This window comes from Microvirga thermotolerans, from assembly GCF_009363855.1.
Classification (GTDB): Bacteria; Pseudomonadota; Alphaproteobacteria; order Rhizobiales; family Beijerinckiaceae; genus Microvirga; species Microvirga thermotolerans.
Map to the genome: position 1 here is coordinate 1,469,251 of NZ_CP045423.1, position 22,800 is coordinate 1,492,050.

20 protein-coding genes are annotated in these 22,800 nt (G+C 67.8%); 9 read left to right on the plus strand and 11 right to left on the minus strand.

Annotation, left to right across the window (positions count from 1 at the left end; all coding sequences use genetic code 11):
• Nucleotides 1-60 precede the first annotated feature (60 nt).
• A complete protein-coding gene (locus GDR74_RS06870) occupies nucleotides 61-735 on the minus strand; it encodes a haloacid dehalogenase type II (RefSeq protein WP_152585611.1) in 675 nt (224 codons plus the stop codon).
• Between the two features lie 158 nt (nucleotides 736-893).
• Between GDR74_RS06870 and GDR74_RS06875 the strand changes: the two genes are divergently transcribed.
• The 3 genes from GDR74_RS06875 (at nucleotide 894) to GDR74_RS06885 (ending at nucleotide 4,395) form a co-directional block, all read left to right on the plus strand.
• Nucleotides 894-1,769 (plus strand): branched-chain amino acid aminotransferase, encoded by an 876-nt coding sequence (locus GDR74_RS06875; RefSeq protein WP_152585612.1) that lies wholly within the window; start codon nucleotides 894-896, stop codon nucleotides 1,767-1,769.
• A gap of 194 nt (nucleotides 1,770-1,963) precedes the next feature.
• On the plus strand, nucleotides 1,964-3,412 hold the full coding sequence (locus tag GDR74_RS06880) for a YcjX family GTP-binding protein (protein WP_152585613.1): 1,449 nt from the start codon (nucleotides 1,964-1,966) through the stop codon (nucleotides 3,410-3,412).
• Nucleotides 3,409-4,395 carry a YcjF family protein gene (locus GDR74_RS06885; protein WP_152585614.1) on the plus strand — a complete coding sequence of 329 codons (987 nt, stop codon included), beginning with the start codon at nucleotides 3,409-3,411 and terminating at the stop codon, nucleotides 4,393-4,395. The genes GDR74_RS06880 and GDR74_RS06885 overlap by 4 nt, the downstream gene beginning before the upstream one ends.
• 38 nt (nucleotides 4,396-4,433) lie before the next feature.
• Here the strand turns inward: GDR74_RS06885 and GDR74_RS06890 are convergent, their stop codons facing one another.
• The gene (locus tag GDR74_RS06890; RefSeq protein ID WP_194164654.1) at nucleotides 4,434-5,183 is read right to left on the minus strand and encodes an EAL domain-containing protein; all 750 of its coding nucleotides are present in this window, start codon (nucleotides 5,181-5,183) and stop codon (nucleotides 4,434-4,436) included.
• Nucleotides 5,184-5,599: 416 nt separating this feature from the next.
• Here GDR74_RS06890 and GDR74_RS06895 point away from each other — a divergent pair, with 416 nt between their 5' ends.
• From GDR74_RS06895 to dksA, 3 genes are all read left to right on the plus strand, one after another.
• The gene (locus GDR74_RS06895; RefSeq protein ID WP_152585616.1) at nucleotides 5,600-6,973 is read left to right on the plus strand and encodes an MBOAT family O-acyltransferase; all 1,374 of its coding nucleotides are present in this window, start codon (nucleotides 5,600-5,602) and stop codon (nucleotides 6,971-6,973) included.
• Nucleotides 6,948-7,997 carry a hypothetical protein gene (locus tag GDR74_RS06900; RefSeq protein ID WP_152585617.1) on the plus strand — a complete coding sequence of 350 codons (1,050 nt, stop codon included), beginning with the start codon at nucleotides 6,948-6,950 and terminating at the stop codon, nucleotides 7,995-7,997. The genes GDR74_RS06895 and GDR74_RS06900 overlap by 26 nt, the downstream gene beginning before the upstream one ends.
• A gap of 162 nt (nucleotides 7,998-8,159) precedes the next feature.
• Complete coding sequence (gene dksA / locus GDR74_RS06905) at nucleotides 8,160-8,579, plus strand: RNA polymerase-binding protein DksA (RefSeq protein ID WP_152585618.1); 420 nt, start codon at nucleotides 8,160-8,162, stop codon at nucleotides 8,577-8,579.
• 82 nt (nucleotides 8,580-8,661) lie between these two features.
• On the opposite strand, the gene GDR74_RS18145 is transcribed toward dksA, so the two are convergent.
• The 4 genes from GDR74_RS18145 to GDR74_RS06935 all read right to left on the minus strand — a co-directional run bounded on the left by GDR74_RS18145 (nucleotide 8,662) and on the right by GDR74_RS06935 (nucleotide 14,501).
• Nucleotides 8,662-9,882, minus strand: a complete 1,221-nt coding sequence (locus GDR74_RS18145; RefSeq protein ID WP_246179925.1) for a hypothetical protein — start codon at nucleotides 9,880-9,882, stop codon at nucleotides 8,662-8,664.
• A 308-nt stretch (nucleotides 9,883-10,190) separates the two neighbouring features.
• Nucleotides 10,191-11,294, minus strand: coding sequence for a cache domain-containing protein (locus GDR74_RS06925; RefSeq protein WP_194164655.1), 1,104 nt, complete (start codon nucleotides 11,292-11,294; stop codon nucleotides 10,191-10,193).
• A 30-nt stretch (nucleotides 11,295-11,324) separates the two neighbouring features.
• Complete coding sequence (locus GDR74_RS06930) at nucleotides 11,325-13,295, minus strand: glycosyltransferase family 2 protein (RefSeq protein ID WP_152585622.1); 1,971 nt, start codon at nucleotides 13,293-13,295, stop codon at nucleotides 11,325-11,327.
• On the minus strand, nucleotides 13,296-14,501 hold the full coding sequence (locus GDR74_RS06935) for an HlyD family secretion protein (protein WP_152585623.1): 1,206 nt from the start codon (nucleotides 14,499-14,501) through the stop codon (nucleotides 13,296-13,298).
• 424 nt (nucleotides 14,502-14,925) lie between these two features.
• Between GDR74_RS06935 and GDR74_RS06940 the strand changes: the two genes are divergently transcribed.
• On the plus strand, nucleotides 14,926-15,345 hold the full coding sequence (locus GDR74_RS06940; protein ID WP_152585624.1) for a hypothetical protein: 420 nt from the start codon (nucleotides 14,926-14,928) through the stop codon (nucleotides 15,343-15,345).
• A gap of 331 nt (nucleotides 15,346-15,676) precedes the next feature.
• Nucleotides 15,677-18,214 carry a cell cycle histidine kinase CckA gene (gene cckA / locus GDR74_RS06945; protein WP_152585625.1) on the plus strand — a complete coding sequence of 846 codons (2,538 nt, stop codon included), beginning with the start codon at nucleotides 15,677-15,679 and terminating at the stop codon, nucleotides 18,212-18,214.
• A gap of 56 nt (nucleotides 18,215-18,270) precedes the next feature.
• Here the strand turns inward: cckA and GDR74_RS06950 are convergent, their stop codons facing one another.
• The 5 genes from GDR74_RS06950 to GDR74_RS06970 all read right to left on the minus strand — a co-directional run bounded on the left by GDR74_RS06950 (nucleotide 18,271) and on the right by GDR74_RS06970 (nucleotide 21,399).
• The gene (locus GDR74_RS06950; RefSeq protein WP_152585626.1) at nucleotides 18,271-18,804 is read right to left on the minus strand and encodes an SRPBCC family protein; all 534 of its coding nucleotides are present in this window, start codon (nucleotides 18,802-18,804) and stop codon (nucleotides 18,271-18,273) included.
• The gene (locus GDR74_RS06955; RefSeq protein ID WP_152585627.1) at nucleotides 18,801-19,166 is read right to left on the minus strand and encodes an ArsR/SmtB family transcription factor; all 366 of its coding nucleotides are present in this window, start codon (nucleotides 19,164-19,166) and stop codon (nucleotides 18,801-18,803) included. The genes GDR74_RS06950 and GDR74_RS06955 overlap by 4 nt, the downstream gene beginning before the upstream one ends.
• 93 nt (nucleotides 19,167-19,259) lie before the next feature.
• A complete protein-coding gene (locus tag GDR74_RS06960) occupies nucleotides 19,260-20,417 on the minus strand; it encodes a glutathionylspermidine synthase family protein (protein ID WP_152585628.1) in 1,158 nt (385 codons plus the stop codon).
• Complete coding sequence (locus GDR74_RS06965; RefSeq protein ID WP_194164656.1) at nucleotides 20,417-20,959, minus strand: DUF1190 domain-containing protein; 543 nt, start codon at nucleotides 20,957-20,959, stop codon at nucleotides 20,417-20,419. Before GDR74_RS06965 ends, GDR74_RS06960 begins: the two co-directional genes overlap by 1 nt.
• 35 nt (nucleotides 20,960-20,994) lie before the next feature.
• A complete protein-coding gene (locus GDR74_RS06970) occupies nucleotides 20,995-21,399 on the minus strand; it encodes a DUF350 domain-containing protein (protein ID WP_194164657.1) in 405 nt (134 codons plus the stop codon).
• A gap of 265 nt (nucleotides 21,400-21,664) precedes the next feature.
• Between GDR74_RS06970 and recA the strand changes: the two genes are divergently transcribed.
• Nucleotides 21,665-22,756: a recombinase RecA gene (gene recA / locus GDR74_RS06975; RefSeq protein WP_152585631.1), complete on the plus strand. Its 1,092-nt coding sequence runs from the start codon at nucleotides 21,665-21,667 to the stop codon at nucleotides 22,754-22,756.
• Nucleotides 22,757-22,800: the final 44 nt, after the last annotated feature.

Below are 22,800 nucleotides of genomic sequence, written 5' to 3' on the forward strand. Positions count from 1 at the left end.
CGGGTTCCGCTTCGCGGGCCCGGGACGACGCGGGAGGCGCGCGCCGCCCTGGGGTGGCGCCTACAGCAGGTCCCGGAGCGATCCCGCCACCGCATGGGGCGCGAGCTCCGCATACTCGTCCGGCAGACCGGCGCGGTTGATCCAGGCCGTGCGGAAGCCGAAGGCCGTCGCGCCGGCGATGTCCCAGCGGTTCGAGGAGACGAACACCACGTCCTCCGCCGCGACCGACAAGGCCGCAAGCGCGATCCCGTATGCGTGCGGGTGGGTCTTGAACACTTTCGCCGCATCGACCGAGAGCACCGCATCGAGGTGCTCGTCGAGGCCCGCCGAGGCGACGGCGGCTTCCAGCATGGCCGGGTCGCCGTTGGAGAGGATGGCGGTGCGCAGGCCGCGGGCACGCAGGGCATCGAGAGCGGGGGCGGCGTCTGCGTAAGCGTCGAGGCTGCGGTAGGCCTCCAGCAACCCGGGCCTCACCGCCCGGTCCACCTGCGGGAACCGCGCGAAGGCATGATCGAGGGCCTGCTCGGTCAGTGCCCAGAACGGCTCGTAGCGGCCCGCCAGGGACAGGACCCAGGAATATTCCAGCTGCTTCGCACGCCAGACATCCGAGAACCGCGCCGCGTCGGGACCGATGGCGGCGGCATGGCGCGCGACGGCGGAATGGACGTCGAACAGAGTGCCGTAGGCATCGAAGACGACGGCCTTCGCGCCGGCGAAAAGATCGGAGACAGCCATGGCGAAGCTTCTCACCCGAGCCGCGATCTTGCAATGGATCAGGAAGGGTCATGCGTTCCATCACAAGTCTTCATGTTTTGCCGGCAACGAGCGATTGACGCTCACGCCGCGAGGGGATTCGATAGGGCAGCAGCATTGACCTTGAGGGATTGAGTCACGTGGCCTGGTACTCGCAGACATGGAACTGGTTCAACGGCGCCTGGCATGAGGGCAACCCGCCCCTGATCGGCCCCCGCTCCCACGTCTCCTGGCTCGGCTCGTCGGTGTTCGACGGCGCGCGCGTCTTCGAAGGCGTGGCGCCCGACCTCGACCGGCACTGCGAGCGCGTGAACCGCTCCGCGACGACCATCGGCCTCAAGCCGACCATGGACCCCAAGGCGATCGAGGAGCTGGTGCGCGAAGGCGTCAGGAAATTCGCTCCGGGAACCGCCCTCTACGTGAAGCCCATGTACTGGGGCGAGGCGGAAGGCTTGGCCACCATCGCGCCGGATCCGGAATCGACCCAGTTCTGCCTGTCCCTCTTCGAGGCGCCGATGCCGGTGCCGGGCGGCCTCTCGGTCATGAAGTCGAGCTTCCGCCGCCCGACCCTCGAATCGATGCCGACCGACTCCAAGGCCGGCTGCCTCTATCCCAACAATGCCCGCGTCATCCGCGAGGCCAGGGCGAAGGGCTTCGACAACGCCCTCGTCTGCGACGCCCTCGGCTACGTGGCCGAGACCGGCACCTCCAACGTATTCATGGCCAAGGACGGGGTAGTCTACACGCCCGCTCCGAACGGCACGTTCCTGAACGGCATTACCCGCCAGCGGGTGATCCAGCTCCTGCGCGACGACGGGGCCACCGTGGTCGAGACGCACCTGCGCTACGAGGATTTCGCGGATGCGGACGAGATCTTCATCTCCGGCAACTACTCGAAGGTCATGCCGGTCCTGCGCATCGACGACCGCGATCTCCAGCCCGGCACCTTCTACCGCAGGGCCCGCGAGCTCTACTGGGCCTTCGCCCACGACAAGAGCGTGAGCCGGGCCGCCTGAGCGCCTCGCGCGGCGAACGGATTTCCTCTTTCCGCGGGTCCACGGCATGCCGTGGACCCGTTTTTCATGGGTGCCGTCGCCGGGATGGCATGGACCCCGGCCGCCGGCCTGGCGGGAAAAAATGCCGGGCTCGCTTTGCATTCGGTGGGGCAGGGCCCATCTCATAGGCGTCCAAAGCAAAGTTCGGGGCCTTCGTGTCAGTGCTTACCAACATCGCCTCCCGCGCCGGATCGGCGGCGCAGTCCCTTTGGGAGGCTTCGGGCCAGCTCGTTCAGCCTTCGCTCCGCCTCGGGGTCACGGGCCTCGCCCGCTCCGGCAAGACCGTCTTCACCACGGCCCTCGTGCACCATCTCACCCGGGGCACCGGCCTCCCGGCCTTCAGGGCTTCCGCCGAGGGGCGCATCAGGCGGGCCCATCTCGCGCACCAGCCGGACGACGCGGTTCCCCGTTTCCCGTTCGAGGAGCACATGGCGGCGCTTGCCGGCGAGCGCCGCTGGCCGCAATCCACCAGCCGCATCAGCGAGCTGCGGGTCGACATCGAATACGAGCGCCGGTCGGGCTGGCGGAGCGGGCCGGCCTCGCTTGCCCTCGACATCGTGGACTATCCGGGCGAGTGGCTGCTCGACCTGGCGCTGATCGAGGCCGACTATGCGCAATGGTCCCGCCAGACCGTCGAGGCGAGCCGCCGTCGCGACCGCGCCGCCATTGCCGCGCCCTGGCACGCGGCGCTCGCCGGCCTCGACCCGTCCGGTCCCCCCGACGAGATGCTGGCCGCCAGGGCGAGCGAGGCGTTCAAGGCCTATCTCCTCGCCCTTCGCTCCAGCGAGGAGGCCGTCGCGACCACGCCGCCCGGCCGCTTCCTCATGCCGGGAGACCTGGCGGGTTCTCCCGCGCTGACCTTCGCGCCGCTCGATCTTCCTGCGGGACGGTCCATCGCGTCGGGCAGTTTCGCCGCCCTCATGGAGCGGCGCTTCGAGGCCTACAAGACCCATGTGGTGAGGCCGTTCTTCCGCGAGCACTTCCAGCGCATCGATCGGCAGATCGTGCTCGTCGACGTGCTCGCCGCCATCGACGCGGGCCCGGTCGCGCTCGCGGAACTGGAGGACGCGCTCGATCAGGTCCTCCTGGCCTTCAGGATCGGCCGCAACACCTTCCTCTCCCGGCTCTTCTCGCCGCGGGCGGACCGGGTGCTCTTCGCCGCCACCAAGGCCGACCACATCCACCATACGGACCACGACCGCCTCGATGCCATCCTGCGGCTTCTCGTCGGCCGCGCCGCCCGGCGGACCGAGGCGGCGGGCGCACGGGTCGGGACGGTCGCTCTCGCCTCCGTCCGCGCCACCCGCGAGACGACGATCCGCGAAGGCCGCGAGACCCTGCGCGCCGTCGCCGGCGTGCCCGAGGCCGGCGAGCGCGTGGGGGACGAGATCTTCGACGGAGAGACGGAGGCCGCGATCTTTCCCGGCGAGCTGCCCGAGACGGCGGAGGCCGTGTTCCAGGGGGCGGTGCCGCCGGGCTCGCTCCGGTTCCCCCGGTTCAGGCCGCCGAAGCTGCCCGTCGATGCGGCCGGACGCATGGCGAAACTGCCTCATATCCGCCTCGACCGCGCTCTTGAATTCCTGCTCGGAGACCGCTTCGCATGAGCCGCCAGCCCCGCGCCTTCCGCTTCGACGATCCGAGCCTCGCCGACGGCTCGGTGGTCGTGACCGAGGAGCCCTTCGATGCCATCGAGGCCGCCGAGGGCGCTGCCGTCCCCGTGGCGGAGAGGCGCCGGGCGCCCTGGCTCGGCATCCTGCTCTCGGCCCTGACGGGCCTGATCGTGCTCGCCCTCGGCCTCGCGGTCGAGAAGCTCATCGTCGATCTCTATGCGGTCGCGCCCTGGCTCGGTTGGGTCGCCCTCGGCCTCGCCGCCGTCGCCGCGCTCGCCTTCCTCGCCTTCATCGGCCGGGAGGTGAGAGGGATCTGGCGCGAGCAGACCATCGAGCGCCTGCGGGAGGCCGCGGTCGACGCCCTCGCGGTGAAGGATCACAAGGGGGCCAAGGCCATCGTGTCGGAGCTGCTGAACCTCTACGGCGGCCGGGCGAGCGCCGTCCGGGGAAGCGCCCGCCTCATGAACGCGATGGAGGAGATCATCGACGCGGACGACCGTCTCGCCATGGCCGAGCGGGAGCTGCTCGCCCCCCTCGATGCCCAGGCGAAGCGGGCCATCGCGGGGGCGGCGAAGCAGGTTTCCCTCGTCACCGCGGTGAGTCCCCGCGCCATCGTCGACGTGGCCTTCGTCATCTTCGCCGCCGTCCGCCTGCTGCGGACGCTCGCCCGGATCTATGGGGGGCGTCCCGGCCTCTTCGGCTTCCTGCGCCTCGCCAAGGCGGCGTTCAACCACCTCGCCGTGACCGGCGGCATGGCGGTCGGCGACAGCCTCCTGCAGCAGGTCCTCGGCCTCGGCCTTGCAGCGCGCATCTCCGCCAAGCTGGGGGAGGGGGTCCTGAACGGCCTGATGACCGCCCGCTTCGGCCTCGCCGCGCTCTCGGTCTGCCGCCCGCTTCCCTTCATCCGCGAGGAGGCGCCCAAGATCGGCGACGTGGCCGGCGAACTGATCGGCCGCGCCGAGGCTTCCGCGGCCTGACCGGCCCGCCCGCGGCCGTTGCGCCTCGGCCTGTTCCGCTACGGAGATTCCTTGAAACGCAGGGGGTTCCAGGTCGCGACGAGGTCGCGCCATGCCTCGAACGGCATCGCCTTGCCGAAGAAGTACCCTTGCCCGATGTCGCACCCCATGTCCCTGAGCAGGGCCGCCTGCTCGGCGGTCTCGATGCCCTCCGCGATGCTCTGGATGCCGAGAGTCTTGGTGAGGCCGATGAGGGCGTCGATGATCGCCCTGTCCGAGGAATCCGAACAGATTCGGGAGATGAATCGCCGGTCTATCTTGACGAAGTCGACCGGCAGGCGCTTCAGGTGGAACAGGTTTGCGTAGCCCGTCCCGAAATCGTCCAGCGCGATCCGGACCCCGATGTCGTGAAGGTCCCAGATCGCCTTGCGATGGGCCTCCACATTGACCGTCTCGACGATCTCGATCGTGACGCTCGAAGGGCTGATTCCCTTCGCCGCGAGGGCGGCCGTGAGCTGCTCCGCATAGGTCCTCCGGCACAGCGATGCCGCGGAAACGTTCACCGAGACCTGCAGCCGCTCCATGCCGAGGCCGTGCAGCCGGGCGAGATGGTCGAGCGACTGCTGGAGGATTTCGCCGTCGACCAACGCGGCGGCGTCGTCGAAAAGGAAGAGCTGCTTCTCCAGGTCGATGGGCTCCACCCCGTCCGAGGGCGAATGGATGCGCGTCAGGACCTCGGAGGCAAAGAGTCCGTTGTCGCCAAGGACCACGTTGGGCTGGTGGTAGGCGTGCAGCCGATGCTCGGCCAAGGCCGACTGTACCAAGGATTTAGCGTCCGCGGCATCGTGCCTGATCACCGCCGGTCCCCTTACAGGCAGTCCGGACCCGGGACCGCCTTTTCCATCCATTGAAACAATAAGCCGTTGTCGCGGCAAGAGAAAGATGCGGACCGCCACGGGCGGGGATCTTGGCCCCTTCCGGGCCGGGCGAGGTCGGCAGGCCGGGACGGAATGACGCAAGGGAAGACGCTCTTCCCGGCGCGCTCGCGAGGCGCCTGCCCCGCCTCATGGCCGCGGGATTCCCGCGCGGGCTCCCCTCCGGTGCGGGAAGGTGCGCGGATGTTGCATCCTCTCGAAAGTTGACGTGGGCCGCGCATTCCCGCACAAGAACGCGCCTTCTGGCGCGGAAGGGAGCATGGCGCGCCGTCCGACCCGTTCCGATTGCGATGCTCTTCAATTCGTTCGTCTTCCTCTTTGCCTTCCTTCCCGTTGCGCTTTTGGTGCACTGGCTCGTGGACCGCTTCCGGCCGGAATGGCGCCTGCCGGTGTTGCTCCTTCTCTCGCTCTTCTTCTACGGGTACTGGGACTGGCGCTTTGCGCCCCTGCTGATCGTCTCGATCCTGGTGAACTGGCTGATCGCCCGCGCCTTCATCCGCTCGGGCCGGGACACCCTGATCCCGCTCGCCATCGCCGGAAACCTCGTGGTCCTGGCGATCTTCAAGTATTTCAACTTCTTCGCGGATCTCGCGAACATGATCCCGGGCGTCTCGACGCCGCACTACGACATCGCCCTGCCGCTCGGCATCTCGTTCTTCACCTTCCACCACATCATGTACCTGACGGACCTGAAGGCGGGGAGGGCGCCGCGCTTCGACCTGGTCCGCTACGGGCTCTACATCGCCTTCTTCCCGCAGGTCCTCGCCGGCCCCCTGGTGCGCTGGAGCGAGATCATGCACCAGTTCGAGGAGCGCCCCTATGCCCGGCCCGACGCGGCGGAGCGTTTCGCCCGCGGCCTGATGCTCCTCGTCATCGGCCTGGCGAAGAAGGTTTTCCTCGGCGACCAACTGGCCGAGTACGCCAACCCGGTCTATCAGGCCGCCACCGCGGGGCACGCGATCAGCATGGGCGAGGCCTGGCAGGCGGCGCTCGGCTTCACCTTCCAGGTCTATTTCGACTTCTCAGGCTACACGGACATGGCCCTGGGGCTCGGCCTGCTGTTCGGCATCGTGCTGCCGCAGAACTTCGATTCGCCCTACCGCGCCGTGTCCCTGCAGGACTTCTGGCGGCGCTGGCACATGACCCTGTCGCGCTTCCTCCGGGATTATCTCTACATCGCCATGGGCGGCAGCCGGAAAGGCCTGGCGGTGCAGATCGGCGCGCTCACCGCCACCATGACCCTCGGCGGCCTCTGGCACGGGGCGGGGCTCACCTACGTGGTCTGGGGCTTCCTCCACGGGGTGGGGCTCGCCGCCAACACCCTATGGCGCAAGGCCGGCTACTCCATGCCGAAGATCCTCGGCTGGTTCTGCATGTTCAGCTTCTTCGTGCTGACCATCATCGTGTTCCGGGCCCAGAGCTTCGAGGCCGCCTGGCGGATCTATCAGGCCATGTTCGGCTTCGGCGCGGAGGGCGCGGCCATGAAATGGCGCGCCATCGCCGTGGGGGCGGCCTTCGCCCTGATCGGGCCGACGGCCTGGACCCTGGTCCACAAGCTGCCGCCGCGGCGCTGGATCGCGCTCGCCTTCGCGCTCCTCTTCGTGATCGTCTTGTTCAAGATCGGCGACGACGTGAACTATGAATTCATCTACTTCCAGTTCTGAGGCCCCGGCCGAGGCGTCGGGCGCGGCAGCCTGGCGGCGCTTCTCCCTCTTCCTCGTCGGCGTGACGCTCGCCGGCGTTCTGGGGATTCTCGCCGCCGCCTACATCATCGACCCCTACGATACGGGGCGCTCCGGGCTCTTCGAGCGGCCGGGGGTGCGGCCCCAGGGGCCGCGCACGGCCAATGCCAGCCGGGGGCGCGATCCAGCCTTCGACGCGGCGATCTTCGGCAATTCCCAGATTCAGCTCCTCTCCCCCGAGAGGCTGAACAAGCGGACCGGCTTCAACTTCCTGCAACTCGCGGTCCCCGCCACCGGACCGAAAGAGCATTTCACCCTCGTCGAGTGGTTCCTCAGGCACCGGAAGGGGCCGGTGAAGGCGCTCGTGCTCGATGCGGACGAGACCTGGTGCACGTCCGACCCGGCCATGCCGAACTTCCGGCCCTTCCCGTTCTGGCTCTATTCCGACAGCCCGCTGGAATACGCCAAGGGCCTGATGCGCTACGACATCCTCGAGGAGCTGCCGCGCCGGCTCGGCTACGTGTTCGGCAAGAACCCGGAGCGGGCGCGCCCCGACGGGTACTGGGACTACGAGCCCAATTACCTCAACCTCGGCTATGACACCCGTCCCGAGGTCAGGGCGCGCCTGGAGAAGCCCTATTACGCCAGCGAGCCCACCTTCGAGCGCGATCCCAAGGAGGGGCAGCGCCGGTTCCCGGTGGCGGACAGGCTGAAGGCGCTCGCCGATTCCCTGCCGCCCGAGACCGCGCTGATCCTGGTCCATCCCGCCCGCTACAAGAGCTACCTCCCGCCCCCCGGGACGGAGGAGGATTATCAGGACCGGGCCTGCAAGGCGGCCATGAAGGCGGCCGTCGCCGGGCACCCGAGGAGCGCGGTGGTGGACTGGCGAATCGACCGGCCCGAGAACCGCAATCCCGACTATTTCTTCGACCTGAGCCATTACCGGCAGCCCATCGCCATGGCCATCGAGAACGATATCGCCAAGGCGCTGGAGCGCCTGCGCTGAGTTCCGGGAATCCGGAACTGGCCGGTTTTCCTATCCTTTTGGGGGAGGGGCGGGGCGGGCCCTGCGGCGTCTTAGACAAATCGATGACGTTCTTGCGCGTTGTACCGGGGCGCGCTTGGCGATATAGGGGCGCCACAGTCTATCGGGGATCAACGGCCGACAATGACGAGCACCGTAATCGATGAGGGTTATCGACCGTCCGAGGACGAACCCTTCATGAACGAACGCCAGCGGGAATATTTCAGACGCAAGCTCATTCGGTGGAAGGGGGAGATTCTGAAGGAAGCCCAGGAGACCCTGGCCGCCCTCCAGAGCGAGAACGAGAACCATCCCGATCTCGCGGACCGCGCCTCTTCCGAAACGGACCGCGCCATCGAGCTGCGGGCGCGCGACCGGCAGCGGAAGCTGATCGCCAAGATCGATGCCGCGCTCGCCCGGATCGAGGATGGCACCTACGGGTATTGCGAGGAGACCGGGGATCCCATCTCCCTGAAGCGCCTCGAGGCCCGCCCCATCGCCACCCTGTCGCTGGAGGCGCAGGAGCGCCACGAGCGCAACGAGCGGGTCTACCGGGACGATTGACGCACAACGAAAAGGGCTCCGGAAACGGAGCCCTTTTCGTTTGGTCGCTCGTGCCGGGCGGAGCCGGGACGTGCTCCCGTCTTCAGCTCTTGCCGCCCGGTTCGCGGGGGCGGCCCAGGAGCCGGGCGAACTCGGCCTCGATCTCCTCGACCGAGAAGGGGTCGGTCACCTTCGGAGCGGAAGCGGGCTGCGGCTGGGCCGGGGCGACGGCGGCCGGCGCGGGGCCGGGCGGCGGTGCCGGAGGCTGCGGGGCTGCGGCGGCCGGACGCACGGGCTCGGGCGCGGGCCGCGGCGGTTCGCTCCGCTGAGCGGGCGCCGGCACCGGCTCCTCGCGCCCGTCCCGGGCCTCGGGCACCAGCAGCTCGTCCTCGTCCATGTCGGCGGGCTCCGCTTCCGGCTCCGCGGGAACCGGCTCGCGATGCGGCGGGGGAACGGGCTGGGCCGGGCGCTTCAGGGCCTCTTCGAGCTGCTTCGCCATGTCGGAAAGGATGGCCGCGTCGGGAGCCTTCGCTTCGGCGGGAGCCGGCTGGGGCGGACGCACCACCTCGGGCGCGGGCGGAGGAGGCGGCGGAACCGGGGTGGGGCGGGACTGGAACGGGGTCGGCGCGACGGCCGGGCGGGGCTCCGGCCTGGGCGGCTCCGGACGGAGGGCGGGCGCCGCGGGCTCCGGCGTTGCCGGTGCGCGCAGGAAGCTCGCGGGCGGAGGCTCGTGCGGCCGCAGCGGCTCGACAGCGGGCGCGGCCGTGACGGTCACGTGATCGGGCTTGAGAACGGGCTCCGGCCGCGCCTGGGCGGGCGCCGCGACCGAGGCGACGGGGGCGAGTTCCTGGTCCGCGTCGGATTCCTCCGAAGGACGACGGATGAAGGCGCCGAGCTGGGCGGCGAGCTGCGTTTCGATGGAGGGCCGCGCGGCCGGCTCCACCTGCGGGCGCGCGGAGGGCTCGAAGGACGGCTCGAAACGCTCGGGCGCCGCCTCGGCGGCGGGAGCGGGCACCCGCGCGCCGGCGACGCGCACGATGTTGGTTTCGATCACGACGTCGTTGGGGCCGCCGATCAGCAGGAGGTGCTCCACGTTGTCACGGCGCAGCAGGATGAGCTGGCGCTGCCGGTCGAGATCGTAGATGTCGACCACCCCCAGGCGCGGCTGGCGGCTGCGGCCCCGGTCATGCCCGGGGAGCATGAGGCGCCCGCCCGTGAGCTTGCGAAGAACCAAACCGAAGAGAGCCACGAGTACGAGGATGATCGCGAAGGCGATGAGGTACTGGGCTGCCCGTGACGCTTCGATACCGAAAAGAGAAGACACGATGAACTCTCAGGGTTGTGGAGACCTTGCCAGGCCCTGTTCTCGACGCCGTTTGTACCACATCGGACACCAAAGCCAGCGGCAAGGTTAACAGATGGTTAACGGCGCTGTGCGATTTCCCTGAGTGGTCCAATGTGTTCATTTCATGTCGCGCCCTGTCCGGGCTCGCCGCGGCGTTCGCCGAATCCGAGCGGGCAACCCGCCCTGCAGGCCATCGTCGAGACGCGCGGCAGCCGAGGCACGCCGCCCGCGCCGATCCGCGTCGAAGACATGGAAGCCGGACTGCCGAGGTTCGGCCGACGTCGAACTCAGGGGCCGGGGCTGGCCTTCCTGCCGGTCTTGGTCGGCGCGGGTTGATAGGGTCTGACCGAGTGGGTCTGAAGCCGCACGAGTGCGGCGCTCAGGCGGGCGGCCTCCTCGTAGCGGGTCTCATCGTGGGGCGGCTGGTCGAAACGGCCGTTGGCGAGCGCCTCCGCCGTCGTCGCCAGCCGCCGGAGCGGTTTGGCCAGCCAGGTCGCGAACAGGTAGAGCAGGGCGAGACCGACCAGGACCCCGGCACCGAGCAGGCTCCAGAAGGCCCGCGCGATGGATCGGGTCGGATCGAGCACCGTATCCGTATCGGCGCGCACGATGACGCTCCAGCCGAAGCCGGGCATGTCCTTCCAGGCCAACGGAACGACGACCGTCATGTAGTCCCTGCCGTCACTCCATCGCTCCCGGAGCGAGACGGAGGCGCCCTGTTCGGCGGCGATCGCCGAACCCACGGACAGGATCGTTCCCTCGAGATCGGAAGGGCCGGACAGAACTTCCCGGCTCCGCGAGACCAGAAGAGCATCGACACCCTGTCCGCGGAAGACGTGAAACCCGTCCTTGATCGGTCCCCAGTCGAAATGCGCGCCGATGACGCCGATCACGGCGCCTTCCCCGTTTCTGATCGGCGCCGAGAAATCCACGAAACGGCGCGGCTCGGGAACGGCAGGGAGGAGCTTGTCGAGAAGCACGGCCTCGTGCACGTCGGTCGCCGCCGGGCCGTTCAGCCCCCGCCGGAACCACGGCCTTTCGGCAACGCTCGCACCCTCGAGCATGCCCCGAGAGGCTGCGAGGACCTTCCCCTCGACATCGGCCACGCCGATCCAGGTATAGCGCCGGTCGACACGGGCGAGCAGGGTGAGCTGACGGCGGACTTCGTCGGAATTCTGCAGGCTGACGATGCGCGACATGCTCTCGACGTCCTGCCAGAGGCGAAGCATCTGCATCCTGAGCTGATTGGCGGCGATCTCCCCCAGCACGCGTAGACGGGCGGCGTTCGCGGTTTCCGCCCGCCTCTGCATGGCATCCGTGAACATCACGCCGGCCACGATGGCCGGCGCGAGCATCAGCAGGGCGCCGATCAGGAATACAAGCGTTTTCATTCCGATGCGCATGACGCTCCTCGACGGACTCTACCCGGACACCAGCCTTCGCATCCAGCCCCGGATCATCTCGGGAAGATCGCCGCGGCCGGCTCCAGGCCTCGCCTCGGCCGTGTGAAGCTTGCGCAGGATCCCGTCGCGCTGTTCGGGCGTCGGACGCAGGGAGAGACGGTAGCCGTCCTTCGTCTCCGCTGCGATGCGAATGGCGACGTCCCCCACGCCGGTCAGAGCGATCGTGCCCAATGCCCCCGCGGGCAGCCCCGCCAGTCCCCGGACGCGGGCATGGTCGACGCCCAGTTCGAGCACCCAGGACGAGAGCCGCTGCGTGCCGACCGACAGCATGGCCAGCTCGACGGATTCCCGCTGGGGCCGGTTGACGCGCGGACGCTCGACGCAGACGAGCATGGTGATGGCGAGAACCAGCAGGTTGTACAGCGTCCAGAACAGGATGACCCGGATGCCGTCCCCGGCCTTCGCGACGTGGCCGAACCGGTCCGGGAAGAGGAGCGGCAGCACGAGCCCCAGCAGGGTGAGCGCGAAAAGGATGGCGAACGGCTTCATCATCGGCCATTGCACCACCGTCTTCGTCCTGTCGCCGCCCTTTGCGGTCACCCGGAACTTGTGCGGTCCCTTAGTCAGCAGGCCCATTGCGACCGCGCGGGTGATCGGCCAGGCGGCGATGAGCTGGGATACATCGTTGAGCACGGGCCAGATCAGGCCGCCCGAAATCCAGTTCAGGGAGACCAGGACGGCGGCATAGTAGGGAAGGTAGTAGGACGCGATGTCCGGCACGGAGGCGTTGACGACGACGATGCCGAAGAACCAGTAGAGCAGCGGACAGACGAGGGCGATCAGGCGGAACGGAAACGTGGTCGTCCAGAACAGCAGCGAGTCGAGAAGGCTCAGGCGCTGCATGAAGCGCAGCCTGTTGAACCCGAGGGGATTGTACACGTTGCGGACGATCTCCATCATTCCCAGGCACCAGCGCCCGCGCTGCACGACGTATTCGTGCAATCCTTCGGGGGCGAGCCCTTCGGTCAGCGGCTCGTTGAGATAGACGGTCCGATAACCGTGGCTGTCGAGCCGGATGGTCAGAAGGAAGTCCTCCGTCACGCTCTCCGTCGGCAGGCCGCCGATCTCGCGAAGCGCCGAGACCCGAACCATCGAGGAGGTTCCGCAGCAGACGGCCACGCCCCAGGCGTCCCGCGCCGGTTCGAGATGATCGAAGAAGAAGCGCTGCTCATCCGGATAGGCGGACGCAATATACAGATTGTGCTGGATCGGGTCCGGGTTGAAGAAGTGCTGCGGCGTCTGGACGAGGCCGACCTTGGGATCGTGAAACAGGGCGACGGCGCGGCGGACGAAATTCCGGTGAGGGACGAAGTCGGCGTCGAGGACCGCTACGAAATCCGGCGCGTCCTCGTCTTTCAGGCGCTGGAACAGGGTGTAGTTGATGTTCCCCGCCTTCGCATGGTCGTTCGTCGGTCGGGTCCTGTGCTCGGCCCCATACCGGCGGCATACTTCGGCCAGCCATTCCCGGCGGCCGTCGTCGAGAACGAAGACGCGCACGTTGGGATAGTCCAGGGCCTGCGCGCCGGCGAGCGTTCGCTCCAGGACCTCGAGTTCCTCGTTGTAGGTGGCGATGTAGAGATCGACCCGTGGAGGAGTGCTCCCCCACCAGCCCAGATTCCGGTCGGCCTCCTCGTGGCGATCCTTCCGCCGCATCAGTACCAGGTAGGCCAAGGTGGACGAAACGAGCGACAGGGCTTCGACGGTCACGAAGGCCCAACCCGCAACCGAGTCCATCGTCAGCCCGTTGCCCGGCACGGTCTCCGTGAGCCGCCACAGCATGTAGCGCCAGCCGAGGAAGATCGTGAGGCCGAGCAGGAGCACCCGGATCCAGCCGACCTTCGGCGTCGCGTGCGGCAACAGCAGCAGGGCCAGCCCGGCGACGACGGCGAGGCCCGCGAGGCTCGACAGGTATTGGTCCAGGACGAGCATCTAGATGCCGAGATCCGCCAGCGTCCGTCTGAGACCCGTGAGGGGCCCGCCGGAGAAGAGCACTCGGCCGGTGCGGCCGACGGCGCAGGAAAGGTCCGGATCGTTGGCCAGGTCCGGAACGCTGAGAGCGACGTCGAAGCGGGTCAGGTGCTCCGGGCTGGGACCGATGGCGAGGGTCGTGTAGAGGCCGGCCGCGCCGGAGCCCCCGAGACGGGTGATCGTGCCCTCGAAGATCCGGCTGTCGCCGTTGAGCCTGAACTGCGCCGGCATGCCGACCCTGAGACCCGAATAGACCCGCTCGCTCACGCTGGTCGTGACCATCACGGCGGAGCAGTCCACGAAGCGGACGAGATCCTGCCCCTGATTGACGTATTCGCCGCTGCTGGCGAGAAAGTTCCAGACGATGCCCGGGTTCTGCACGGAGAGCTCGGCCGAGGTCAGGCGATTGACGCGAACCCGCTCGGCCGCGATCTGTTCGGAGGTGACGCTCAGGCGGCGGCTCACGTTGTCGGATTCCGCCTTCAGCTCGGCCAGCCGGAGGTCGAACTCGCGGATCCGCTGGATCGAGAACGGCGCGTCGTTGTAGGAATCGCCGATGAAGACGCCGTTCTGGGCCGACGAGAGCTCGGCCGACAGATAGCTGACGCGCTCCCGGGCGCTGGCGATATCCTGCTTGGCGACGTCGTACTGAGCCTTGGCCTTGTCGAGGGTGATGGCGGTCTGGACGCCGCGGGAGCTGAGCTCCTTCGTCCGCTCCAGGGCGCTCTCCGCCTCGCGGAATTTCGCCTCCGCCGCGTTCAGGGCGGCCTGCGCCTCGGCAATGCGGGACCAGATCTGACGCACCCGCCCTTCCTGATAGCTCTTTGCCTGCGCCTGAAGGACCTTGCGGGCCTCGTCGATGGCTGCGGACTGGGCCTTGAGCCGGGCGAGATCCGCCTCGAGCGTCGAGCGGGTCCGCTCCAGGTCGATCAGGCGGGCCGTGTCGAACCGCTCGTCGGTGATGCGCACCAAAGCCTCTTCAGGGGAGACACGGGCTCCGATGGTGCGCACGGAGAACTCGGCCACCCCCTGGATCGGCGCCCGGAGGACGGCGGTGCGGGCATTGATCGTGGCATCGGCGCTCGTGCCCAAGAGGTACTCGCCGACGATGATGTAGAGTCCTCCGAGAAGCAGGATCGCTCCGACAATAATTCGAAAGACTTTCATGATGCTGGCGCCGTCCCGAGCCAAAGATTTGGAAAGTTATCGCAAAGGTTGCCTGCGTTCGGATCCTGGGCTTCACCCGAATGTGCCCTGGAAGAACCGACCGATCAGACAATTAGGAAAAGAATACCTCTAAAGTAGTAGGGCGACAACTCTCATATCCCATGTCGAACGGCCAAGCCAGTCCTCCCGATCCCTGTCGGCCGGCCGCAGGGTCCGTGGCAGGACCGGTGTCGATCCGCGGCGGTCGGCACCGGCGGGCCGCGGAAGACGAGGCTCGCGAAAGGAGCGCTCCCGCCCTCCTTCCCGGACCGGCCGTTCGTGAGGAGAGCCCCGGCTTCACTCTCTTCGTGGGAACGGGGCCGGAGCCACGACGCTCTTGCGATGCGGGCGCATCTATGGGATGCGTGCAACAAAGGAACCGAAGATGGGAAGGTCCATGCCGTTCTTGCGGCCCAGCATCGGCATTTCCCTCCTGGCCGCCCTTCTCGCGGCCGGGGGATGCGCGGCGCCGGCGGATCCCGCCGCGGACGAGAGGACCTGGAGCGGGACGCTCGGCGCCCGGCTGAGGTCCGGGGTGCAGGCGATCCGGGAGGCGACGCCCGACCTGCCCAGGGTCTCGCGGGTCGTCTATGCCTCCGAACGCTGCCTGATCTCTGAGGAGGGCAGTCCCGATTGCGGGGCGGCGGCGCTGCGCATCTGCACGGCCCGCGGCTACGGGGCGGGCCGCGCCCTCGACACGGCGAGCGTCAATGCCTGCCGTCCCCGCACCATCGAGCATCTCCAGAGCGGCGACGGTCCTGCCTGCCGCACAAAGTACCAGGTCACCGCCGCCCTGTGCTGGTAGACAGGCCGCGAACGCTCGCGCATACCCCTTGCCAAGCCCTCCTTTCTCAAGACAGATGAGGTTCGCGCGCCGGCCTGCCTCCGGCGGGAGCGGGCGGGCGGCCCCGTTTCCGCGTGCGCCGGGCGCCTGAGGCACCGGCGCAAAAGGGTCGAAGCCGGCAAGGCGTGAGACAGATGCTCGCGATCGGAAACTTTAAGCATCGGACATGAATGCGGTTTCGCGGCCGATGCTTTAGAAGTCGGTCAACACATTCCGGCTAGGGTGCGCAGGGCAGCGTGTCCGGCAGGCAGAGGCCGGGGCCGCGCGCCTTCCTCGGAGAGATAGACATTCCATGGCTCACCAAGGCGAGATGGCGAAGAGCGCAACGATCGACCGGTCCGACCGTCCCGGCCATATCGGGCTCGTCCTGCTCCTGGCCGCCGTCCTCGTGGCCGCTATCCTCGGGCTGCGGTTTCTCGAACCCGTCCAGGCGCAGCTCCTGATCCTCGCCCTCCTGGCCTTCTTCGCCATGGCCGGCGTGTTCTTCCTCTTCGCCGCCGCCGTCGGCGTGATCCGGTTCTCGGGCCGGACCGTGCGCAACGATCTGACCAAGGCCATGGTCGATACGGCCAGCGAGGGGGTGATCGCGGTCGAGGACGACGGCCGCGTGATCTACGCCAACGAGGCCTACCTCGCCATGGCAGGCGCGCCCGCGGGGGGCGACGTGAGGCCCGTGGAGCGCCTCTTCACCGGCGCGCCGGAGGTGTCGGAGGCCATCTACCGCCTTGCCCAGGCCGCCCGCGAGCACCGCTCGGGGACGGAGGAGATCCGTCTCTCTCCCTCCCTCGACGGCGCGCAGGAATTCGGCTGGTACCGGGTGCGCGTGCGGCCGCTCGCCCGCCCGGGCGGGCGCATGGCGGCGCTCTGGACCATCGCGGACGTGACCCACGAGCGCGAGCGGCAGGAGAACATCTTCCAGGAGCTGCAGCACGCCATCGACTATCTCGACCACGCGCCCGCGGGCTTCCTGTCCATCGATCCGAGCGGCCGGATTATCTACCTGAACGCCACGCTCGCCTCGTGGCTGGACTACGACCTCGCCCAGGTGGGATCGGGCGGCCTGAGCCTCTCCGATATCGTGCCGCGCAACGTGGTGGCGATGATGGCATCCTTCTCCGGCGAGCCGGGCAGCGTCCGCACGGAGACGATCGACCTCGACCTGCGCCGCCGCAACGGCCAGTTCCTGCCGGTCCGGCTCTACCATCGCATCGCCTTCGGCCAGGACGGGCGCATGGGCGCATCCCGCACCCTGGTCCTCAACCGCTCCCCCGGCCTCGACGTGGACGAAGGACAGCGGGCGGCGGAGGTGCGGTTCGCCCGGTTCTTCAACAACACCCCGATCGCCATCGCGACCGTGAACCGCGCCGGCCGGATCGTGCAGGCGAACGCTCCGTTCACCCGCCTGTTCGGAACCCAGCCGCGCACCGGCGAAGGCGGCGAGGGGCCCGCGGTCGCCGGGCTCTTCCGGGAAGGCGAGGGGGCTCAGGTGGAGGCCGCGCTCAAGGCCGCCGCCGAGAACCGCAGCGACATCCAGCCCCTCGAACTGCATGCGGCGGGCGGCAGCGGCAGTTCGGTGCGGGTGTGGGTGACCTCCGTCGACGTGACCGGCGCGGACGGCGAGTGTGCCGTGCTCTATGCCCTCGACACCACGGATTTCCGCAAGGTGGAGGAGCAGCTCGCCCAGTCGCAGAAGATGAACGCCGTCGGTCAGCTCGCGGGTGGCGTCGCGCACGACTTCAACAACGTGCTCCAGGCCATCATCGGCTACAGCGACCTGCTGCTCGCCAACCACCGGCCGACGGACCCGTCCTTCCAGGACATCATGCAGATCAAGCAGAACGCGAACCGGGCCGCGAGCCTGGTGCGCCAGCTGCTCGCCTTCTCGCGCCGCCAGACCCTGCGCCCGGAGGTGCTCAACCTCAACGACCGCCTCTACGATCTGTCCATGCTCCTCAAGCGCCTGCTCGGGGAGCGGGTCGAACTCGACCTCAGCCACGGCCGCGATCTCTGGTTCGTGAAGGCCGACCTGAACCAGTTCGAGCAGGTCGTCATGAATCTCGCCGTGAATGCCCGCGACGCGATGCCGGACGGCGGGCGGCTCGCCATCCGCACGGCGAACGTCGCCGCCTCGGAAGCGGCGCGCCTCGCCGTGAGCGGGATGCCCCCCGCCGACTATGTGATGGTGGAGGTGACGGATACGGGCATCGGCATGACGCCGGACATCGTAGAGAAGATCTTCGAGCCCTTCTTCACCACCAAGGAGGTGGGCAAGGGCACCGGCCTCGGCCTCTCCACGGTATTCGGCATCGTCAAGCAGTCGGGGGGCTTCATCGATGTGGATTCGACCCCCGGACGGGGCACCACCTTCCGCATCTACCTGCCGCGCCACGTGCCGGAGGCGCAGGAGGTCGCGGAGGCCGCCAAGGAGGAGGCCGTCCGGAAGCCCGCCGCCGACATGACGGGGCAGGGGACCATCCTCCTCGTCGAGGACGAGGACCCGGTCCGCGCCGTCAACGCGCGGGCGCTCACGGCCCGCGGCTACACGGTGCTGGAGGCCGCCTCGGGCATCGAGGCGCTTCAGGTCATGGAGGAGCGCGGAGGACCGGTGGACCTCGTCGTCTCGGACGTGGTGATGCCGGAGATGGACGGGCCGACCCTGCTCGGGGAGCTGCGGCGTCTCTACCCGGGCCTCAAGGTGATCTTCGTCTCCGGCTACGCGGAGGACGCCTTCCGCAAGAACCTGCCCGACGGCGAGGACTTCAACTTCCTGCCCAAGCCCTTCAGCCTGCGCCAGCTCGTGGAGACGGTGAAGCAGGTCATGGGGCGGTAGAGCTCCTTCGGGGCGGTTTTTGCCCGAAGGGATCCGGCGAATGGGCTTCGCCCGGTTCAGGCCGGAAGACGTCGGTCGTATTCCCCCTTGAGGCGGCTCCAGCCGTCCCAGAACGGTGCCGGCTCCCTGCCGTCCGCAAGGGCGGCCAGCAGGTCGAGATGCATGTGCCAGCCGGCGCTCACGTTGAGCAGGGTCGAGCGGTCGGGCACGCGGCGATGGACGAGGGTCAGCAGCACCTTGTCGCCCTGCGGTTCCAGCTCGAAGGAGACGCCGCCGGTCGTCCCCCAGGCGATGGCCAGCCTGCGGGGCGGATCGAGCTCGGTGATCCGGCTCGGCATCCGATGCTCCTCCGGGAATCCCGGCGGCCGCGGGCTGGGGGGACAGGAAAGCTCGTCGTTGCGCCAGACGAGCTCGAAGGTCGCGCCGACCTTCAGCTCCATCTCGCCGGCGGCCAGCCAGCGGCGGCGCAGGTCGCTTTCGGTGAGATAGGCCCAGATGCGCTCGATGGGGCCGGGCAGAAGGCGCTGGATCCTGAGGGTGGCGGGCTCCGTCAGCACGCCATAGCCGTCCAGGGCTGCGAGCTCGGTCATGGGTCGTCTCCTTTGGGGGCGGGGGTTTTTCGGTCGTCCTCCTCGCGGAGGAGCCGTTCGAGCGCATCCAGACGGTCGGTCCAGAAGCCTTCGTAGAAGCTCAGCCAGGCATGGGCGCTCGCGAGGGGTCCGGGATCGAGGCGGCACAGATGGGTGCGGCCGCGGACCTCCCGGCGGATCAGCCCGGCATTCTCCAGCACCTTGATGTGCTTCGAGGCGGCCGCGAGCGAGATCGCGAAGGGCTCGGCGAGCTGACCCACCGTCCGCTCCCCGCCCGCAAGCGCACGGAGCATCCGCCGCCGCGTCGCGTCGCCGAGGGCGTGAAAGACCGTATCCAGCTGAGATGTTCTTAATTCAACCATGTGGTTGAATATAGAGGTGGGTATTCAGATAGTCAACCGATTGGTTGAACGAAACACGGATTACGGTTTCTGCTTCTGCGGGCCGGGCCGCCCTCAGCCGGCAATGATATGGGGCACGAAGCGCGACAGGTTCATGGTGACGGGGCAGCTGTCCTCGCGAATGCCGATGCCGCAGGCTTCGTCGCCGACGACCCAGCTGCCGACGACCGCGTATCCGTTCGCGCTTCGGAAGAGATCGGTCGCGGCCTGGCGGACCCACCGCCCGTCCCCATAGGGACCGTCCACCGTTTCGACGTCTCTCCCGTCGCGATGCAGGGTGATGTTCGCGCCCTCGCGGGAAAAGAGGGGTTTGCGGGCGTAGTCCCGAAGTCCTCGACTGCAAGGATCCTCTTCGAAATAGGCCTCGAGCAGGTTGGGATGGCCCGGGTGCCTTTCCCAGAGCAGGGGCAGAATCGCTTTCGTGGAGAGCATGGCTTTCCATGCGGGCTCGATCATCCGGATGCCCGAGCGCGGGATTAGGGGACCGTACTCGTCCTCGAAAAACCACTCCCAGGGGTAGAGGTTCGACAGGACGTCGATGACGCGGTCATGCCGGTCGGTGAACCGGCCTAGGGCGTCGCAGCCGATCTCCCTGATGTCGACGAAGGCCACGGCATGCCCGGCCTGGCTGGCGCAGTCCATCATGTAGGACAGCGTCCCTGCATCCTCCACGTCGGAGCCGTAACCGGAAAAATGCAGGATGGAGCGCTTGGGCAGGCGGTCGTAGGCGGCGATCAGTTTCTCCTGGATGGAGTTGAACTGGTCGCAGCCCGGGGGAACGATCCCAAGGTCCCTGGCATCCTGCATCCACTGCCACTGGAAGAATGCGGCCTCGTAGAGGCCCGTCGGCGTATCGGCATTGTATTCGAGGAGCTTCGCCGGACCGCGACCCGTATAAGCCAGGTCGAACCGCCCGAAGATCGTCGGATCGCGTCGGCGCCACGTCTCGGCGACATAATCCTGGAAGGCTTCCGGCACACCCAGCAGATCGAGGAGACGCCCGTCGCGCGACGCGTCGTCGGCGAGAGCAAGGCACATGGCGTGAAGCTCGTTGGTCGGCTCCTCGAGATCCCGCTCGATCTCATCGAGGGTGAAGGCGAAGCACGCGCTCTCGTCCCAATAGATCTGTCCGTACATGTGGGTGAAGTGAAAGCCGTAGGCTTTCGCCTTGGTCTCCCAGTCCGGGCGGGGCTGGACCGTGAGTCTGCGCATCAGCCGCCGCCGGAGAACGCGTGCCCGCCGAAGCCGTGGCGCGAGATCGTCGCTGTTCTCACATTGGGCTGGTGCGACGGGAGCATGGAGGTCCTCAACTCGGACGAGGTCCAGTAGCTGTCGGGAGACCTGCGGGACCGATAGAGAGGCGTGCCGCGGCCGGAGCCTCCATGATAGGAGCCGCCGCTGCCGCCTGCGGAACCCTGGTTCTCCTCGTTCTCCTTCCCGCTCTGGGCGATCATGTAGCCCGCCATCATGGGCAGGATGACGTTCCCGAGGGTGCCGTCACCGGGCTTGGGGGCGCTGACGCACCGGTCGACGTCGAGCTTGGCGCGACACTCCTCCTCCGACGCGAAGGTGGGGGCCGTCTTCATGTGCTCCGACAGCGCCGTCTCGTAAGCCTGACGGCAGAGGGATTCGTGGTTTCCCGCCTGAATGCACTCCGAGACCGAGGAAAAGGTCTGCTGCGTTTCCGAGCAGAACGCGAGGGTCGCCGCGGCGCCGGTCATGAGGGTCAGTTTCAGGGCGGTGGAGCTTTTCATGGGCGCGGTCTTCGAGGGGGCCATTCGTTCAGGCGTCAGGGCGTCATGCTCGCCGCGTTGATCAGGCCGAACACGAGGGCGATGCCGCCGAGGAGCGCACCGGCGGAGATGTCGTTCGCCGTGATGCGCTTGGAAATATCGGGGACGAGAAGGCGGGTCGCGCCATAGGCGAGGACCTGAACGGCTGCGGCGATCATGGCCCAAACGACGAAATCCCCGAGACTGACGCTCCAGCGCATGGCGGCGCTCAAGGGAATGGCATATCCGACCAGGGCACCCAGGAAGGCCGGCACGGCTGCGGCGCATCCCTCCCTGAGCAGGCGATATTCCCGGTGCTGGGTGACGAGCGCATAGAAGGCGCCGAAGACCCCGACCATGACCAGCGCCGTGGCGAAATAAGCTCCGAAGGCGGGAAGGCCGGATATGGAAGAAACGAGCACGAGGCGACCTCTTGGCGACATGCCGGATAGCGAAGTCGGGATGCGGCAGCGGAACCATAACATTATGCGGATCGGGTGCGGTAGTGCGCCGGCCCGGAACGCCGGAAAAAATTCCGGACATCGGTGGCGCCCGCCGGAGCGCCTGTGGAAAAGTTGTCCTCCGGAACAAAAAACGAACTTGCATCCGAGAACAAAAGAAGTACATATATGTCCTCGACACCGCGTTGAGATTCAGTCCTCCTCCGTGCCATAAGGAATCGTGGTCATGTCGCAGTCTTCTCTGAGACTGGTGGAAAGCTCATCAATGGATAAAGACAAGTCGAAAGCTCTCGACGCGGCGCTCTCCCAGATCGAACGCGCCTTCGGCAAGGGTTCGATCATGCGGCTCGGCAAGGGTCAGCAGCCCGTGGAGATCGAGACGATCTCGACCGGGTCGCTCGGCCTGGACATCGCGCTGGGCGTCGGCGGCCTGCCGCGCGGGCGCATCATCGAGATCTACGGGCCGGAATCGTCGGGCAAGACGACGCTCGCCCTTCACACCATCGCAGAGGCCCAGAAGAAGGGCGGCGTCTGCGCCTTCGTGGACGCCGAGCATGCGCTCGACCCGGTCTATGCCCGCAAGCTGGGCGTGAACCTGGACGACCTGCTGATCTCCCAGCCCGACACCGGCGAGCAGGCCCTCGAGATCGCGGATACCCTGGTGCGCTCCGGGGCGGTGGACGTGCTCGTCATCGACTCGGTGGCGGCGCTCACCCCCAAGGCGGAGCTCGACGGCGAGATGGGCGAGGTCCAGCCGGGCCTCCAGGCGCGCCTCATGAGCCAGGCCCTGCGCAAGCTCACGGGCTCGATCTCCCGCTCGAACACGATGGTGATCTTCATCAACCAGATCCGCATGAAGATCGGCGTCATGTACGGCAGCCCCGAGACCACCACGGGCGGCAACGCGCTCAAGTTCTATGCCTCCGTGCGCCTCGACATCCGCCGCGTCTCGACCCTCAAGGACAGGGACGATCCGATCGGCAACTCGGTCCGCGTCAAGGTCGTCAAGAACAAGGTCGCTCCGCCCTTCAAACAGGTCGAGTTCGACATCATGTTCGGCGAGGGCGTCTCCAAGGTCGGCGAACTCATCGACCTCGGCGTCAAGGCCGGCATCGTCGAGAAGTCCGGCGCCTGGTTCTCCTACGACAGCCAGCGCCTGGGCCAGGGCCGCGAGAACGCCAAGCAGTTCCTGCGCGACAATCCGGAGATCGCCGGCAAGATCGAGGCGTCCATCCGCCAGAATGCCGGCCTGCTGGCCGACCGAATCCTCGAGCAGGCCACCCCGACCGCCGAGGATCTGGACGAGGGCGTCGCTTAAACGAGGTTTGCTCTCCTTCAAGGGCAAAGACGGGCCGTCGCGAG